15 protein-coding genes and 1 tRNA gene are annotated in these 15168 nt (G+C 51.9%); 10 read left to right on the top strand and 6 right to left on the bottom strand.

Annotated elements, in window-relative coordinates:
* The first annotated feature begins 27 nt into the window (after positions 1 to 27).
* Together PFRI_RS03750 and selD are read left to right on the top strand one after the other, a co-directional pair.
* Positions 28 to 1050 (top strand): lipocalin-like domain-containing protein, encoded by a 1023-nt coding sequence (locus PFRI_RS03750; protein WP_245812246.1) that lies wholly within the window; start codon positions 28 to 30, stop codon positions 1048 to 1050.
* Positions 1051 to 1120: 70 nt separating this feature from the next.
* Complete coding sequence (selD, locus tag PFRI_RS03745; RefSeq protein ID WP_072629402.1) at positions 1121 to 3286, top strand: slr1591 family oxidoreductase; 2166 nt, start codon at positions 1121 to 1123, stop codon at positions 3284 to 3286.
* On the opposite strand, the gene mnmH is transcribed toward selD, so the two are convergent.
* Positions 3269 to 4321: a tRNA 2-selenouridine(34) synthase MnmH gene (gene mnmH, locus PFRI_RS03740; RefSeq protein WP_072629401.1), complete on the bottom strand. Its 1053-nt coding sequence runs from the start codon at positions 4319 to 4321 to the stop codon at positions 3269 to 3271. The two genes, selD and mnmH, sit on opposite strands and share 18 nt — an antisense overlap.
* A 69-nt stretch (positions 4322 to 4390) precedes the next feature.
* On the opposite strand from mnmH, the gene PFRI_RS03735 reads away from it, so the two are divergent.
* From PFRI_RS03735 to PFRI_RS03710, 6 genes are all read left to right on the top strand, one after another.
* Positions 4391 to 5293: a carbon-nitrogen hydrolase family protein gene (locus PFRI_RS03735; RefSeq protein ID WP_072629400.1), complete on the top strand. Its 903-nt coding sequence runs from the start codon at positions 4391 to 4393 to the stop codon at positions 5291 to 5293.
* An 82-nt stretch (positions 5294 to 5375) separates the two neighbouring features.
* A complete protein-coding gene (gene infA / locus PFRI_RS03730; RefSeq protein ID WP_009830821.1) occupies positions 5376 to 5594 on the top strand; it encodes a translation initiation factor IF-1 in 219 nt (72 codons plus the stop codon).
* A 66-nt stretch (positions 5595 to 5660) separates the two neighbouring features.
* On the top strand, positions 5661 to 6239 hold the full coding sequence (locus PFRI_RS03725) for a Maf family protein (RefSeq protein ID WP_072629399.1): 579 nt from the start codon (positions 5661 to 5663) through the stop codon (positions 6237 to 6239).
* On the top strand, positions 6236 to 7258 hold the full coding sequence (locus PFRI_RS03720) for a ribonuclease E/G (RefSeq protein WP_072629398.1): 1023 nt from the start codon (positions 6236 to 6238) through the stop codon (positions 7256 to 7258). The genes PFRI_RS03725 and PFRI_RS03720 overlap by 4 nt, the downstream gene beginning before the upstream one ends.
* Complete coding sequence (locus tag PFRI_RS03715) at positions 7255 to 7461, top strand: DNA gyrase inhibitor YacG (RefSeq protein ID WP_072629397.1); 207 nt, start codon at positions 7255 to 7257, stop codon at positions 7459 to 7461. Before PFRI_RS03720 ends, PFRI_RS03715 begins: the two co-directional genes overlap by 4 nt.
* Before the next feature lie 77 nt (positions 7462 to 7538).
* Positions 7539 to 7613, top strand: a tRNA-Phe gene (locus PFRI_RS03710).
* Between the two features lie 594 nt (positions 7614 to 8207).
* On the opposite strand, the gene PFRI_RS03705 is transcribed toward PFRI_RS03710, so the two are convergent.
* Positions 8208 to 9890: a RecQ family ATP-dependent DNA helicase gene (locus tag PFRI_RS03705; RefSeq protein ID WP_084649590.1), complete on the bottom strand. Its 1683-nt coding sequence runs from the start codon at positions 9888 to 9890 to the stop codon at positions 8208 to 8210.
* 566 nt (positions 9891 to 10456) lie between these two features.
* Between PFRI_RS03705 and PFRI_RS03700 the strand changes: the two genes are divergently transcribed.
* Entirely contained in the window at positions 10457 to 11683 is a 1227-nt protein-coding gene (locus PFRI_RS03700; RefSeq protein ID WP_072629396.1) for a tyrosine-type recombinase/integrase, read from the top strand.
* Between the two features lie 111 nt (positions 11684 to 11794).
* Entirely contained in the window at positions 11795 to 12001 is a 207-nt protein-coding gene (rpsU, locus tag PFRI_RS03695) for a 30S ribosomal protein S21 (protein WP_072629395.1), read from the top strand.
* A 22-nt stretch (positions 12002 to 12023) separates the two neighbouring features.
* Here the strand turns inward: rpsU and PFRI_RS03690 are convergent, their stop codons facing one another.
* From PFRI_RS03690 to PFRI_RS03675, 4 genes are all read right to left on the bottom strand, one after another.
* Positions 12024 to 12590: a tyrosine-type recombinase/integrase gene (locus PFRI_RS03690; protein WP_072629394.1), complete on the bottom strand. Its 567-nt coding sequence runs from the start codon at positions 12588 to 12590 to the stop codon at positions 12024 to 12026.
* A gap of 250 nt (positions 12591 to 12840) precedes the next feature.
* On the bottom strand, positions 12841 to 13347 hold the full coding sequence (locus PFRI_RS03685) for a hypothetical protein (protein WP_072629393.1): 507 nt from the start codon (positions 13345 to 13347) through the stop codon (positions 12841 to 12843).
* A 198-nt stretch (positions 13348 to 13545) separates the two neighbouring features.
* The gene (locus PFRI_RS03680) at positions 13546 to 14010 is read right to left on the bottom strand and encodes a hypothetical protein (RefSeq protein ID WP_072629392.1); all 465 of its coding nucleotides are present in this window, start codon (positions 14008 to 14010) and stop codon (positions 13546 to 13548) included.
* 413 nt (positions 14011 to 14423) lie between these two features.
* Positions 14424 to 15050 carry a hypothetical protein gene (locus tag PFRI_RS03675; protein ID WP_072629423.1) on the bottom strand — a complete coding sequence of 209 codons (627 nt, stop codon included), beginning with the start codon at positions 15048 to 15050 and terminating at the stop codon, positions 14424 to 14426.
* Positions 15051 to 15168: the final 118 nt, after the last annotated feature.

The following is a 15168-nucleotide window of genomic DNA, read 5'->3' as shown; positions in this document are numbered from 1 at the left end:
TAACGTCTTATGAAATGGCTTCTTCTCATGTTATTACTGCCCAGCGCTGCGATCGCGCAGGGATTCGCAGGTCTTGGCACCGATATCGACGGTTTTGCGACACCTGAGCGCGGTCAGGCCCTGACTTTCCCCAAAGACCACGGCGCGCATAATGACTACCGCATCGAATGGTGGTATTTGACCGCAAATCTTGAGGGGCCCGACGGCACGTCCTATGGCCTGCAATGGACATTGTTTCGAAGTGCTTTGACCCCGACTGAGGGCGAGGGCTGGAACAGCGCGCAGCTTTGGATGGGGCACGCCGCCATTACTACGCCCAGCGCGCATTACGTCACAGAGCGTTTAGGGCGCGGCGGAATCGGGCAAGCCGGTGTGAAGGTTGATGAACGTTTCGAGGCTTGGATCGACGACTGGTATTTACGCGGTTCAACTGATTTTAATGAGATGGAGTTGCGCGCTGTTGGGCCAGACTTCGGCTATGATATGACCCTCTCTGCGCAAGGCCCTTTGGTGTTACAAGGAGACGCGGGCTATTCGGTTAAATCAGCCGCTGGCCAAGCAAGCTATTACTACTCGCAACCATTCTATGACATCGCTGGAACCCTCGCCTTGCCAGAGGGGGACATCGCCGTAACGGGCCACGCGTGGTTAGATCGCGAGTGGTCCTCACAACCGCTTGCAAGCGATCAAACGGGATGGGATTGGTTCTCTCTCAGCTTTGACAGCGGCGCTAGGATGATGGGGTTTGTATTGCGCTCCAACGAAACAGCGCCCTACACATCTGCGACGTGGATAGACGCTGACGGCACTGCGACACCTATGCCAAATGGTGCGTTTCAAGCACAGGAAATTAATCGAACTGATGTTGCCGGGCGCAGCGTGCCAACCACTTGGGCCGTGCAACTGCCCGAAAAGGGCGTTGATCTGACTGTAAGTGCGCTCAATCCGCAGGCTTGGATGACCACCTCTGTGCCCTATTGGGAAGGACCGATTACCATCGAAGGGTCCCACGCGGGCACAGGGTATCTCGAAATGACAGGATACGAGTGACATAAACCCTCGCAAGACTGTGACGCTCTGTATGCTGGCCCTGCTCGCGCCTTGGGTGTAGCAAGCGCTCATGAATACTGCATTTCCCCTGACCCGCGACCTCGTCCTGATTGGCGGCGGTCACGCCCACGCACTCGTTTTGAAAATGTGGGCGATGAAGCCGCTTGCCGGCGCGCGCCTGACGGTCATCAATCCAGCACCGAGCGCGCCTTATAGCGGCATGCTTCCCGGCTTTGTGGCCGGACACTACACCAGCGACGAACTCTACATTGACCTCATCCGCATCGCCCGCGCGGCAGGTGCGCGGATTATTTTGGGCAAGGCAGCGCATATTGACCGCGCGAAAAAGCAAGTGATCGTGCCGGATCGTGCACCAATTGGTTATGATGTCTGCTCTATTGATATAGGTATCACCTCGGGCATGCCCGAGCTTGAGGGTTTCACCGAACACGCCGTACCCGCCAAGCCGCTCGATGATTTCGCGCGCATATGGGAAGGGTTTTGCCAAGAGACCGGCCCAGCGCAAGTGGCCGTTCTCGGCGCGGGCGTCGCTGGTGCAGAAGTGGCAATGGCTGCGGCGCATCGTTTGCAGCATTTGGGCCGCGCGGCGGACGTGACGCTGATTGATCGCTCTAAAGCGCTCAGTCGCTTGGGAACACAAGCGCGATCAAAAGTGCTCAAAAGCCTGAATGAGCTAAACGTGACATTGTTGGAGCACGCCAATGTCCTGCGCGTTGAGGCTGATCAAGTCGTCGTCGCGGACCGCGACCCAATCCCTGCGAAAATGACACTAGGTGCGGCAGGAACGCGTGCTTATGAGTGGCTCTCCAACATCGGCCTCGCGATGGAGCAAGGCTACATCAAGGTTTTGCCCTCGCTGCAAAGTGAAACCGACTCAGACATCTTTGCCGTCGGCGATTGCGCGCATCTGACCCACGCCCCCCGTCCTAAGGCTGGTGTGTTCGCCGTGCGCGAAGCGCCGATCCTTTTTCATAACCTGCGCGCCGCTTTGAGTGGCGGGGCGATGCAGAACTACCACCCCCAGTCAGATTACCTGAAGCTCGTCTCCCTTGGTGGAAAAATTGCTCTGGCAGAAAAGTTGGGCGTCGCAATTTCTGGTGGCGCTATGTGGAGATGGAAGGATCAGATAGACCGCAAATTCATGGATCAATTCGACGCTTTGAAACCAATGGGCGCGCTTGAATTACCTGAAGAGTTTGCCAGCGGCGTTGAAGCACACGCGGGTCCGATTTGCGCTGGATGCGGCTCGAAGGTTGGACGGGGTGCTTTGGCGCGTTCGGCTTTGCATCAAACAGGTGCACAGCGCGACGATGTTGTGACGTTGAAAGGCGACGATGCCGCTTTGTTGCAAATGGGCGATGTAAAACAGGTATTAAGCACAGATCATTTACGTGCATTTACGGATGATCCCGTTTTGATGACCCGTATCGCTGCCGTGCATGCGTTGGGCGACATTTGGTCAATGGGCGCAAAACCGCAAAGCGCAATGGTGAGCCTAATCCTGCCGCGCATGAGCACTGCGCTACAAGAACGCACGCTTGATGAAATCATGCATACTGCGAGTGACGTTATGGGGGAGGCAGGCGCGCAAATTATTGGTGGCCACACGAGTATGGGGGCCGAGTTCACGATTGGCTTTAGCGTCACGGGCCTTGCGAGCGATACCCCCATTACGCTCGGCGGCGCTCAAGTCGGCGATGTCCTAGTGCTTACGAAACCTATTGGAACAGGCGTTCTGCTTGCTGCTGAAATGCAGATCAAAGCACGCGGTGCGGATGTGGCGGCAGCGTATGCCAGCATGGCGCGCGGCGTAGCTATAGATGCTCTGAGTTTGAGCACAGCCCAAGCGATGACAGATGTGACAGGCTTTGGACTTGCGGGCCATCTCGCTAATATTTGTCGCGCTTCTGGCGTTGGCGCTGAGTTGAATGTTCGCGATGTGCCGCTATTGAACGGGGCCTTGGCAATGAGTGAAACAGGTGTGCAATCGAGTCTCTATCCCGACAACCTCTCCGACGCTTTGACGATGATGAACGCTCCGCAAACTGCGCGCGGTCGCTTAATGCTTGATCCTCAAACTGCGGGTGGCTTGCTCGCCGCACTGTCACAAGCGGATGCAAAAGTTGCCATAGCAACAATGAAAGAGCGTGGTATTGACGCCATTCAGATCGGCAAGATCGTTGACGGCCCAGTTGCGCTAAACCTGATCGAGTAGATCCCTTACGCGCGAAGCAAGTTGCACAATATTGGTGGGCTCAAGCCCATCAGTCTGCAACGTTGCAAGCACAGTGTTGTCGCGCCCTTCACGGGAACGCTCGTACCCGCGATCATAGTGGTGTTCCATCAATTCTGCCGCGAGTTGCTCATGCTTACCGACACGTAAATACTCTAGCCAGTGCTCAACCCGTTGGTGACTGCACAGCGCGCGCAATTTATCGAGCCGCTTCGCCATGCGAGCCGGATCTTCAAGCACGTCCGCATAGTCACGCGTCAGAAACTTCGCGCGCGCATCAAGGCTGGCTGCAATGTCAATCCGGGGCGCTGCGCGCATGGTTTTCCATACAGATGCAGGAATCAGACGTTCGCCAATCTTGCTGCTCTCTGCTTCCGCCACGATAGGTTTGGTTGGATCAAGCGGCATCAGTGCCTGCGCGAGGCGGGTTTCAAACATCTTCTGGCTTGGTTGTTCATCGCGCATCGCACCAAGCAACGACCCACGATGGTTCGCCAGCCCTTCCAGATCTAACATCTGCGCGCCTTGTTCTTTCAGCGCATGCAAAATCGCAGTTTTGCCCGACCCTGTATTCCCATCAAGCAACACAAACCGATGTGGCAAAGCATCCTCATAGAGCATTCGAACGACTTGGCTGCGATAACTGCGATAGCCACCCTCCAACACATCCGTGCGCCAGCCAATCTGAGAAAGGATCGACGCGAAACTGCCAGAACGCTGGCCCCCGCGCCAACAATAGACCAGCGGTTGCCAGCCACCCTCTTTGTCAGCCAACTCCGTCTCGATGTGCTTCGCAGCGTTACGCGCGACGATTGCAGCGCCGAGCTTGCGGGCGAGAAACGGGCTTTGCTGCACGTAGATCGTGCCGATCTTGGCACGCTCTTCATTGCTCATCACAGGGAGGTTGATCGCGCCCGACACATGATCCTCTGCGAACTCTGCGGGCGAGCGCACGTCGATCACCGTATCAAACGTTGAGAGCGCATCTTGGCGCAAATGATCGAGCGTAAATCCCATAGCGCTGCCTAACCTGCTTTGCATTTGGGCGAAAGGGCGGCAGAGTGTTGCAGCAAGAGGAGATCATCAATGAAGATTGCAACTGCTGCTTACCCGCTCGATTGGTTTGATGACTGGGCTGCGTTCGAGAGCAAAGCGCGCGCTTGGGTAAGCAATGCAGCCGATCAGGGTGCCGAGTTGTTGGTTTTCCCCGAATACGGCGCAATGGAATTAAGCACGCTCGCGGGGCGCAATGTCTCAATGGACTTGGAGCAATCTTTGCATGCCGTGTCCGAGCGTGTGCCACAATCGGATGCGTTTTACACCAAACTCGCTGCTGAATTCGGCGTTCATATTCTGACCCCTTCTGCCCCTGTCTTTGATACTGATGTGCACCCTGACCGGCCGGTCAACCGCACACGGTTGATTGCGCCCAATGGCAAAAGCGCAGTGCAGGACAAACAGATTATGACGATGTTCGAGCGTGACCCATGGGACGTTGCTACAGGCAGCGCGCCTTTGACGCTGTTTGATACAGACCTCGGCAAGATCGGCGTACTCATATGCTATGACAGCGAGTTCCCCTTGCTTGGTCGCGCGCTTGTCGAAGCCGGTGTTGAATATCTGCTCATGCCGTCCTGTACAGAAGCACTCGCTGGCTATTGGCGCGTGCGCCTTGGTGCCATGTCGCGCGCCCTAGAGGGCCAATGCGTGAGCGTCATGGCCTCGCTTGTTGGCAGCGTCGATTGGTCCACCTCTGTGACAGAGACAACTGGCATGGGCGGCATTTACGGCCCTCCTGACACTGGCTTCCCAAGCGACGGCGTCATTGCGACAGGCGAAATCGGCAAAGCCGGCTGGACATTTGCGGACGTCCCGCGCGAGACAATTGCGCATGTGCGTGCCGATGGTGTGGTGCGAAATGCGACCCATTGGAGCGAAAAAGAGGGCAACAGCAGTGCCCTGCCCGTCACATATTGCGATCTGCGTTGAATACACCTTGAAATCTTGGAAAAATGGCTCCATTTAAGCGCCAATTCCGCAGACTCGCGGATCAGGTAACAATGGAGATACCATGGCCAAGGAAGATACGCTCGAATTTCCCGGTGTCGTAAAGGAACTCCTGCCGAACGCGACATTCTTGGTCGAGCTAGAAAATGGCCATACGATCATCGCGCACACGGCAGGCAAGATGCGCAAGAACCGCATCCGTGTTCTGGCAGGCGACAAGGTTCAGGTCGAAATGACCCCTTATGACCTCTCGAAAGGTCGTATTAACTATCGCTTCAAGTAACTTGAACGCGACGACGATCAGACGAATGAAACCGGTCCTTTGGGCCGGTTTTGCTTTGAGGGACCTATGAAACTTATTCTTGGAAGCGGATCACCACGGCGGCTGGAATTGCTCGCGCAGATCGGTCTAACCCCCGACGAAATCCGCGCACCTGACATTGACGAAACCCCGACAAAAGCGGAACAGCCCCGCCCTTACTGCGCGCGCATGGCACGTGAAAAGGTGGCAGCGGTGCCAATCAAACACGGTGAGATTGTGCTTTGCGCTGACACCACCGTCGCATTGGGTCGCCGCATTATGGGCAAACCCGCTGATGCGGGGCAAGCGGCTGAATTTCTGCTCGCCCTCTCTGGTCGTCGTCACCGCGTGATCACGGCAGTCGCTATCAAAAAGGGCGATCAGGTGTGGGAGCGCGATGTTGTCACCAACGTCAAAATGAAGCGTCTCTCGGACGTGGAACTCAACAGCTACCTCGCAACAAACGACTGGCAGGGCAAAGCAGGCGGCTATGCTATCCAAGGCCCCGCTTCCGCCTTTATCCCATGGATCAGCGGCAGCTTTAGCGCTGTTGTGGGCCTACCTCTCGCCGAAAGCGCGGCGTTGCTCGCCGCCGCCGGATACCCTATTTACGGAGACCGCTCATGAAGGGTCGCTCAATTATACTTGATCACATCAACGGCCGCGAAGCAGCGGCGCTGATGGTGGATGGTCAGCTTGATGACATCCTTATCGCCTCTGACGCCCCTGCCCCTGGCACAATCTACCGCGCCATCGCGGATCGCCCTGTCAAAGGGCAAGGTGGCATGTTCCTCAAGACCCCCGATGGCAACGCATTCTTGCGCCTGATCAAGGGCATGGCCCCGGGTGATGAGTTGCTTGTGCAGGTCACGGGCTATTCCGAGGACGGCAAAGCAATCCCCGTGACCCACCGCGTATTGTTCAAATCGCGCTATGTGATCGTCACTCCGAACGCGCCCGGCATCAATGTGTCGCGCTCTATCCGCGATGAAGAACGCCGCGAAGAGATCCTCGCCGTCGTGCACGACACCGTCGAAGATGTGCCCCATGGAATTATCCTGCGATCCTCCTGCGCGGAGGCGAGTGACGAAGACATTGCTGAAGATTTGCTCTCTATGCTGACCCTCGCCGATCAGGTTTTGAACGACTCTGGCACAGGTGCAGAAACACTGACCGAAGGGGATGGCCCGCATTTGCTTGCATGGCGCGATTGGGTCGAGCCCGCCGATGTGATCACCGATGAAGGAAGCTTTGAAACACACGGCGTCATGGATGCGCTTGAGGCCTTAGAAAGTCCCCGCACAGAACTTGGCGGCGGTGCCTACGCCTACGTTGAGCCCACGCGCGCCCTTGTGGCCGTCGACGTGAACACAGGCAATGACACCTCTATGACTGCTGGTACCAAAGCAAATTTCGCACTCGCCAAAGCCCTACCACGCGCCTTGCGTGTACGTGGATTGGGTGGGCAGATCGTGCTTGATCTCGCACCGATGCCTAAGAAAGATCGCCGTGGATTTGAAAGTGCTCTCAAAGCGGCTCTGCGTGCGGATGGTATCGAGACGAACCTTGTCGGCTGGACCCCTCTGGGGCACGTAGAACTACAACGCAAACGCGCGCGCCTGACTTTGTCGGAGCTGCTGGAATGAGCTGCCCTGTTTGTGAAAAAGAGACCGTCGCTGCTTACAAGCCCTTTTGTTCCAAACGTTGCGCAGATGTAGATTTAGCGAAATGGCTGAACGGCTCTTATGCGCTGCCGTCGAGTGACCCTGACGATGCAGAGGCCTTGTTTGAAGCAATGGAACAGGCTCATTCGCAGCCTGATGACCCTTTGGACGAAAAACTGCATTAATAGATGCGGTTAGGTCTGGACAGTCCCTCCCGCGCGTCCTAAAACGCCCGCACCCAAGCGATGTTTTCGCGTCCCGTGCCCGGGTAGCTCAGGGGTAGAGCAGTGGATTGAAAATCCTCGTGTCGGTGGTTCGATTCCGCCCCTGGGCACCATTTTTAACAACAAAAACAATGGTTTAGCCGAGTGCAATACGCGCTTAAGTTGTGTAATTCAAAAACACACCTTAAACACACTTTTTGCCGTGTTGCTGACTATTTTTAGGGCGGATTCGCTGTGTTGAACACGGTGTTGGCTAGTGCTGTGTTGCAAACACTGTGTTGGCAGAGTTTTGGGCGGACATGGCTGGGAACACACAGACGATGCATTCTTTGGCGCACCCTGCCGTAGCGTTGAAATTTAAATTACCACATAACAAATTCTAAGAACGATGCTTCTAATCCGACAGCCACCTTACTAAATTACTTCTTCAACAGCTAATTAACCAAATATTCACTGCTCGCTACAGTAAGGATAATCTGGGCAACTGCCAACGGCTCCGACATATGGGCCAGCCAACACAAGCCACGCAAATACACAAATAGCAAGAAAGGTAACTATAACGAGAGTGAACAGTATTTTGTAGATAAGCTGCATCTCTTGTGATGCTCTACGCATAAATCTAAACATTTAGTACTTTCTATGCACTGTGATAATTTGCAGTCGAAGTGACCCTAAAACTAGCCTAAGCAATGTGGAGTGGTTCAATTCTAAAGTTCAGCACCCATCTTGTTTACAACATCTCTCGCAAAATTTGTTGCAGAGCTACTGTGTCTTTTCCTCCAGCATCCGTCACAACAAAAGTGACGCTGTTCACGTTTTTGCCGCGTAGAAAACGCTAGGTTCAAGAAGAATTTACTAAGACGCGGGATTGGTTTTTGTGCTGATCCAAGTTCTTCGAGCAAAAGTTGATTGAAACAGCGATCACGCTGATTAGAAAATATCTTTATCTTTTCTATAGAATTTTTTGCCTTTCTCAATGCTACAATTTTTGATTGCTCATGAATTTTGCTACTTTCTACAGATTTTTCAGCCATGAATTTTAGGAGTTTGTCATCATCTTTTTTGGTAAGCACTATAGCGAGGCTTTGCTTGCCATCCCTTCCTGCACGGCCAAACTCTTGCGCATAATCCTCAACGCTGGATGGGTGATGCCAATGGATAACTATCCTAACATCAGGAATATCCATCCCCATGCCAAAAGCGTTGGTACAGATTACGCAGCTGCTTCTATCGCCATGCTCATCATGCAGTCCTTGGGTAATCAATTCGCGTTCCATGGGAGCCAGCTTGCCATGGAAAAATTTTACTTCAATTTCTTGTTTTGTTAGAAGTTCGCGTACTTCTTGTCCAAGCTTAATAGTCGGAACGAACACGAGAGTCTTTCCTGAAGATCTATGCCGCATTTCTCTGTGCAGTTCAGCAATTAGCTTAGCTCGCTTAGCGTTATCATGCATCTGGAGCCGAGCTAAAGCTATATTCTTTCGATCTAAGTCTTCGACAAATACCTTAGCATTCTCTGCGTTCAATGATCGCAGAATTTCTTTTCGTGTTTCTGAATTGGCAGTAGCGGTAAATGCTAAAACTTGAGGGTTGCCAAGTTGCTCACGATATATGCCTAAATTACCGTATTCCGTTCGAAATGCAGAACCCCATTTATCGATGCAATGAGCCTCGTCAATTATCAAATACTTGGGTGGGTTATCCAAAAGGATTTTCAGTTCATCCTTACGCTTACGGCTCGGCGCAAATCGTTCAGGTGCGAGGTAAATAAGTTTAAATATCCCTTTGCCGAGAAGCGATAGGCGCTTCCGCATTTCGTCGTTAGAAATATCACTGTTTAGGAAAGTAGCTGGAAAACTATGGCGCAATAAACTAATGACCTGATCCGCCATTAACGCTTTTAAAGGTGAGACGACGATTGAGTGGGAACGAGCAAGAAGCGCCGGAACTTGGAAACACAAACTTTTTCCGCTTCCCGTTGGGCTGATCAAGAGCACGTCTTCACCACTCAAAGCTGCGACAATTGGTTCTAGTTGGTTCGGGCGCAAACGTTTCACCCCCATATATCGCAGGGCGACACCTAGCCGATCAGAGTTAAATCTCTTCAGATCGTCTCCACCAAATAATTTTGCTAGCTTAACTGCGGTCGCTTGAAGAAACTTCGTACTAAGGCCAACGTGCAAGTTTGCATGCTTGGTTGCATGGCATGCGCTGCACAATGAGATTAGATTTTCATCAATATCCTGACCACCAAGGGCCCTTGGTAGTTTGTGATGAACATGCGCATTTCGACCACTGATATCCTTACTGCACTCACAGCACTTCCATTTATCTCTGCCTAATATTGCAAGGCGTATCCTTCTCCATTCTGGTCTGAAATAATATGACATCTCTCTGGGCTAGTTCATCTCGCATGTGATTGCAGCAATAACTTTTGGGCCCCTAACCAAAGCGATTCCACTGCTACCACAGAAAGATTCCCAATATTCTCCTGGACTATCAAATTCCCAAATTTCGTCCAAAGATGTTATTTGGTCGTTAAACAATGACCATTCAGTTCCGAGATTGAAGAAGCCTGATCCCAGTTCCACTATCAAAGCCTGCCGAGCCGCTTCTGACAAATCACAGGATGCTCTTGGCACCACACACTCAGTTAGCCAATCCACTGGTAGCATTATGTATCCATTGCCATTTGAACATTCCAAAAGGTGCTGCTGCGTTAAGATTTGAGTTTGTATTGGTCCTTCATCTCTTGCAAGGCTTGGGTGCCAATCTGTAGATTCAAGAGCCGCGTAAGCCATAATCTGATGAGTGTTAACCTCCAATCGTTCCGAGGACTTTGCCCCAATCCTTGGCCGTGTGTACAGCTCGCAGTATTTGGTGAAGCTCAATTAAAAACACACTTTGGTAGACTTGTCCGTGCACCCTGCCGTAGTGTTGTAGTGAGGAGCATGACATGCGGCAGCTGCGTGAAGACACACATCTGATACTAGACGGCGAGGTGCGTGTGTATCAGCGTGAGCGCAGCAAGCGTTGGCAGGCATCGTTTAATATCGATGGACACACTATTCGCATCAGCACTGGCAAGCGTGATTTGGCTGAGGCCAAAGAGTATGCCCGTGACACGTTTCTTGAGTACAAGTTCCGACACAAAAACGATCTGCCCATTGTCACCAAGAAGTTCTCTGATGTGGCTAAGCTGGCCATTGCCGATATGCACAAGCAGCTGGACGCTGGTTTAGGGCGTAAGGTGTTCGCAGATTACATCGTGTGTATTGAGCGCTACCTAATCCCCTTCTTTGGGGCGCAGTTCGTGACCACCATCGATTATGAGAAGGTGCAGCAGTTCTATGAGTGGCGTCGCGAGAAGATGGGCCGTGAGCCAAAGGCTAGTACGCTCAACACGCATAACTCAGCCATGAACCGTGTGTTTGAAGAAGCTGTGGCGCGAGGGTTTCTGGCACATAAGAATGTACCGCTGCTGGTGAACAAGGGTGAGAAAAGCGAACGGCGCCCTGACTTTACCCGTGAAGAATACGCGACATTGATCCGCAAGATGCCAAGCTGGATCACCAAGGGTAAAACCGGCAAGCCCACAGACATGCGCCATTTGATGCGCGACTACGTATTGATCATGGCCAATACGGGCATGCGGCACGGCACAGAGGCGCTGAACCTACAGTGGAAGCATGTGACCCTGTTTGAAGAAAAAGACCTGCAATACTTAGAGATGAGCGTGTCAGGTAAAACTGGGCGCAGGGATATCATCTGCCGCAGTGGCACCATCAACTATCTCAAGCGCATCCATGAGCGCAGTGAAGATATACGACACATACAATTTGAAGACTTGCTCAAGCAACGTGTGGATCTGCCTGTGTTCAGGCTGCCTGATGGCACTGTCTCTAAGAACATCCACCAGACCTTCCGCAAGTTCCTCACCGATACAGAGCTGATCACATGCCCGCGTACAGGACAGAACAGGACGCTGTATAGCCTACGTCACACCTATGCGACCTTTGCCCTACTCAACGATGGCATGGATATCCACGCGCTTGCTGTGCAGATGGGCACGTCGATTGGCATGATTGAGCGGCACTACAGTCATTTGACGCCCCGTTTGAAAAAAGACATGCTCACAGGCAAGCGGTATGAGCTATCGCGGGATGAGTTTGAGGAGAAGTAAGTGCTATAAATCTTGCCTTTAGCGCTCTTTATCTTGCGAATAATCTGTTTGATCTGACCTAAATTTACTGCAATGTCGTCCAATCAATTTTCCAACTAATGCAGAGATCAAATGGAAGTCAGTGTACGCGACAACAACGTCGATCAAGCTTTACGGGCGCTCAAAAAGAAACTTCAGCGCGAGGGCGTCTTTCGCGAGATTAAACTCAAGCAACATTTTGAAAAGCCATCAGAACGCAAGGCACGTGAGAAAAAGGAAGGCATTAGCCGTCAGCGCAAGCTTGCTCGGAAAAAAGCGCAGCGCGAAGGAATGTTGTAATATTTAAAGTAGAGGCGGGTCTTTACAACAACTCTACCGCCTCACTCAACTGCTCAGCGTTTACGTCAATGTAGCGCTGAGTGGTGCTGATATGCGAATGCCCCGCCAGTTCAGCTAATAGCCTCACCCCTACCCCCTTATTTGCCAGCCGTGTGATGTAAGTGCGGCGACCGCTGTGGCTTGATGCATCTTTGAGCCCAACTGCTTTGTAGATGTCGAGGAACAGCTGACACATGGTGTTGGCTGAGAAGTGTCCACCCTTTTGGCTCTCAAACAATGCATGATGCGGCTTGGCTGTGCGGATCGACGCGCTGTACTCCAGCAGTGCTTTTCGCAAGCGCTGATTGAGATACACCGTGCGTGTGTGCCCACCTTTGCTTTGCTCCGCTGACAGGATGAACTGTGTGCGTACGTTGCCTGCTTCATCAAACACATTGCCCACGGTCAGCGCGGCAATCTCCTTGGCCCGCAGCCCTGCGTAAAAGCTCACCAGTATGATGGTCTCGTCGCGTGTTGGATGACGACGGCTGCGGCAGTACTGTATAACCCGGCGCAGCTGAGCCTCGTTCAATGTCTGTGCTTGGCGCATGTGCTAATCCCCTCAAAACCTAAGCCTTTGTGTGCTTTGAGTATAAAGTCTGAGATATTGGTTGGACGACCGGAAATGGCACCAAATGGTCTGTCAATGAATTCAATGGCTTAAGCAAAAACCTCATACAATGCTGATTGTATGAGGTTTCAATAGTTCAGTTCAGATCGCATAATTGAGTTCGGCCGGGAAGCTCTTAACCTAATGTCGCATCGAGTTGGGCATGTGCTTATAGAGTTTTTATGGAAGATTAATCCATTTCGTCCCCATCTCCAAAGGGATTTGGTCCTAGTCCCATATCGTAAAGGAACTCGCTCCAATTTGAATTATCGGATGGCTCAAAGTTAGGGCCATCATCAAATGCACCCTGTCCCGTATCTTCAAAAAACATGGCTACAGGGATGCGGTCATGCGGATCGTCAGCAATACAATCCTTATTGACTGCCCAAATTACATCAATCTTTATATTTGCCTCTGCCTGCATGTGTAGGAGTAGTTTGGTGTGAAAGAGATTATGCTCCGCAATATCCAACGCCCAGGGATCTACTAGAGAAGCTAGAATATTCAAATCTTCTTCAGCTGTGATATTATATTCAGATATTACTTGAATTCTGCATCTAGCGCCGAATTCAAGCTCAAGCTGCTTGGTTAGAGGAAAGCCAGGGGATAAAGTATCAGTTATCTCATCACGAAAATCTTCATAATCGTCGTCATCGTATAGGTTTGGTCGTTTGAGAAGTTCCGGGTAACTTGTCATTCCTGTGCGCCCTGCAAGTTGATCATTCAGTGGCAAAGGTTAGAAGGCCGCTACCACAAATGTCCAGACATTGTAGCTTTTCAATTAAGGCTCTTTAAGTATTTGTAGTAAATTCCTCATGTGGCCGCACGCGCGGCAAGGGTATGAGCATGCTGTGCGGATCTTAAACTTAAGACTCAGAGGTCGTTTAACTTTGGGTCAATTTGGAAGTCTGGTGGACGCCCGCGCCGCCCCTGGCTTTAGGCGTGGTTGCCGCTCTGCTACTCGAGTGATGGCTGTGTCTAGTTCCCCTGCCGCCGCTGCATTGAGGAAGACATCAAGCACACCAGCCACCTCAGCCAATGACTTCACAAACACCGCATTGTTGGTGCCATCAGCTGTGATAACACGCGCGCCATAACGGCACTGCACATACCAGCCGCCATCTTGTTCAAAGAACCATGGACGTATGCGACGATGAGTTTTGACCAGCACACGTTCACCCATGTCATTGGTCATCCACTTTTGTCGTTCAACGCGGTGGTCTTCTTTCTTGAGTGCGGCTGCATGTACCAGCTTTTGTTCTTTGAGGCCTGCTATGAGTTTGTCACGTCGCGCTATAATGGGATCGCGCTTGGTGCTGCGATCCACTGTCTTGAATGTAAGCTTTGAGAGATGTGTCATGTGCGCTCCTTGCTGTCTGTTTACAGCTTAAGCGTATGTTCAAATGAGACACTGGACGACCGAAAATACAGTCAAGTATCTGATTTTATGTGATAATATTAGATTACAGGTGATTGCGCATATACGTGCAGCATTAGTCACATATGTTTGTGCTCAATGATCGGCATATAGAGAGCAGCGTACACACCGAAGCTACGCCCATAAAAAAAGCGTCTAACGGTTTGCTCCGCTGACGCTGTGTATGTTGTAATACTTCAACTGTGTTTGACCCTCTTCGTTTAAGCGTTTGTTGATGTTCTGTGTTTGAACCTTTGTTAGTTCGAACAACAGCTCGTTAACAAGGATGTGCCAAGACCTGTGTCTTTGGCATCTGTGTTGTTCAAACTGCTCAAGTATTTGCTGTGCGAAGGGGCTTAGCCACGCTCCACGATCTGCAAATCACCGCTTGCCTCATATCGTGCCTTTTGTGTCCATAATGCCTGTTGTGCTTGCCTAAGCCAGAGTGGGCTGGCTGCCCGTGTAATGCGATATGTCTGTTGTGCATGTGCATACTGCACCATCGTATCGGACAATGTTTTGTCCCAACACAATTCGTCTAGCAGTGTCTCGCTGCCTATGCGCCAATACTCGTGGGTGACGTAACTGGCCACAGCTGCACGGTCTTGTGCTGGCATGATCCAGTTCTTAGCCAGCGGCGCTGTTTGACCATGATGCTGCGCCCACACTGCATTTAGTAAACAACACATGTGTTCTGTGTCCTGCAATGGGCTCGGCATTACGAAGTGAACATGGAAGTTCTCGTTGTCTGATCCCTCATGCGCAAAGCACCACCGTGGTACCCGCAGGTTCTGACGCTCAGCGCCTTTGCCGTAGATAATGCGGTCGACTTTATTCCAGTAGCTGCGAAGGAGCTTATTGGCAGTCTCACGGCCAATAGTCCTGCCGTTCACAAACTTAAGCGTGCCGAACACATTCCAGTTTTGGGCCAGAAGGTGCTCGCTAAGTGCCTGTCGTTCCTGTTTGCGCTGTTCAAATCCCATTGTGGTTCTCCGCATGTATTTATCAACGAAGAAGGAAAAGGCGGCGAAACAGGAACAACACTTGGTTCCCATAACCAAGCTCGTGTTGTGTTCACACAGCAAGTGCCGACACTGTGTT

The sequence above is a fragment of the Planktotalea frisia genome, assembly GCF_001890925.1.
Lineage (GTDB): Bacteria > Pseudomonadota > Alphaproteobacteria > Rhodobacterales > Rhodobacteraceae > Planktotalea > Planktotalea frisia.
The sequence above is the reverse complement of the archived record's forward strand: the minus strand, read 5'-3'. Positions and strand labels throughout refer to the sequence as shown.

Bases quoted from the DNA above. Each gene is read 5' to 3' on its own strand.
- PFRI_RS03750 (WP_245812246.1), top strand. From the start codon at position 28: ATGTTATTACTGCCCAGCGCTGCGATCGCGCAGGGATTCGCAGGTCTT.
- selD (WP_072629402.1), top strand. From the start codon at position 1,121: ATGAATACTGCATTTCCCCTGACCCGCGACCTCGTCCTGATTGGCGGC.
- mnmH (WP_072629401.1), bottom strand. From the start codon at position 4,321: ATGGGATTTACGCTCGATCATTTGCGCCAAGATGCGCTCTCAACGTTT.
- PFRI_RS03735 (WP_072629400.1), top strand. From the start codon at position 4,391: ATGAAGATTGCAACTGCTGCTTACCCGCTCGATTGGTTTGATGACTGG.
- infA (WP_009830821.1), top strand. From the start codon at position 5,376: ATGGCCAAGGAAGATACGCTCGAATTTCCCGGTGTCGTAAAGGAACTC.
- PFRI_RS03725 (WP_072629399.1), top strand. From the start codon at position 5,661: ATGAAACTTATTCTTGGAAGCGGATCACCACGGCGGCTGGAATTGCTC.
- PFRI_RS03720 (WP_072629398.1), top strand. From the start codon at position 6,236: ATGAAGGGTCGCTCAATTATACTTGATCACATCAACGGCCGCGAAGCA.
- PFRI_RS03715 (WP_072629397.1), top strand. From the start codon at position 7,255: ATGAGCTGCCCTGTTTGTGAAAAAGAGACCGTCGCTGCTTACAAGCCC.
- PFRI_RS03705 (WP_084649590.1), bottom strand. From the start codon at position 9,890: ATGTCATATTATTTCAGACCAGAATGGAGAAGGATACGCCTTGCAATA.
- PFRI_RS03700 (WP_072629396.1), top strand. From the start codon at position 10,457: ATGCGGCAGCTGCGTGAAGACACACATCTGATACTAGACGGCGAGGTG.
- rpsU (WP_072629395.1), top strand. From the start codon at position 11,795: ATGGAAGTCAGTGTACGCGACAACAACGTCGATCAAGCTTTACGGGCG.
- PFRI_RS03690 (WP_072629394.1), bottom strand. From the start codon at position 12,590: ATGCGCCAAGCACAGACATTGAACGAGGCTCAGCTGCGCCGGGTTATA.
- PFRI_RS03685 (WP_072629393.1), bottom strand. From the start codon at position 13,347: ATGACAAGTTACCCGGAACTTCTCAAACGACCAAACCTATACGATGAC.
- PFRI_RS03680 (WP_072629392.1), bottom strand. From the start codon at position 14,010: ATGACACATCTCTCAAAGCTTACATTCAAGACAGTGGATCGCAGCACC.
- PFRI_RS03675 (WP_072629423.1), bottom strand. From the start codon at position 15,050: ATGGGATTTGAACAGCGCAAACAGGAACGACAGGCACTTAGCGAGCAC.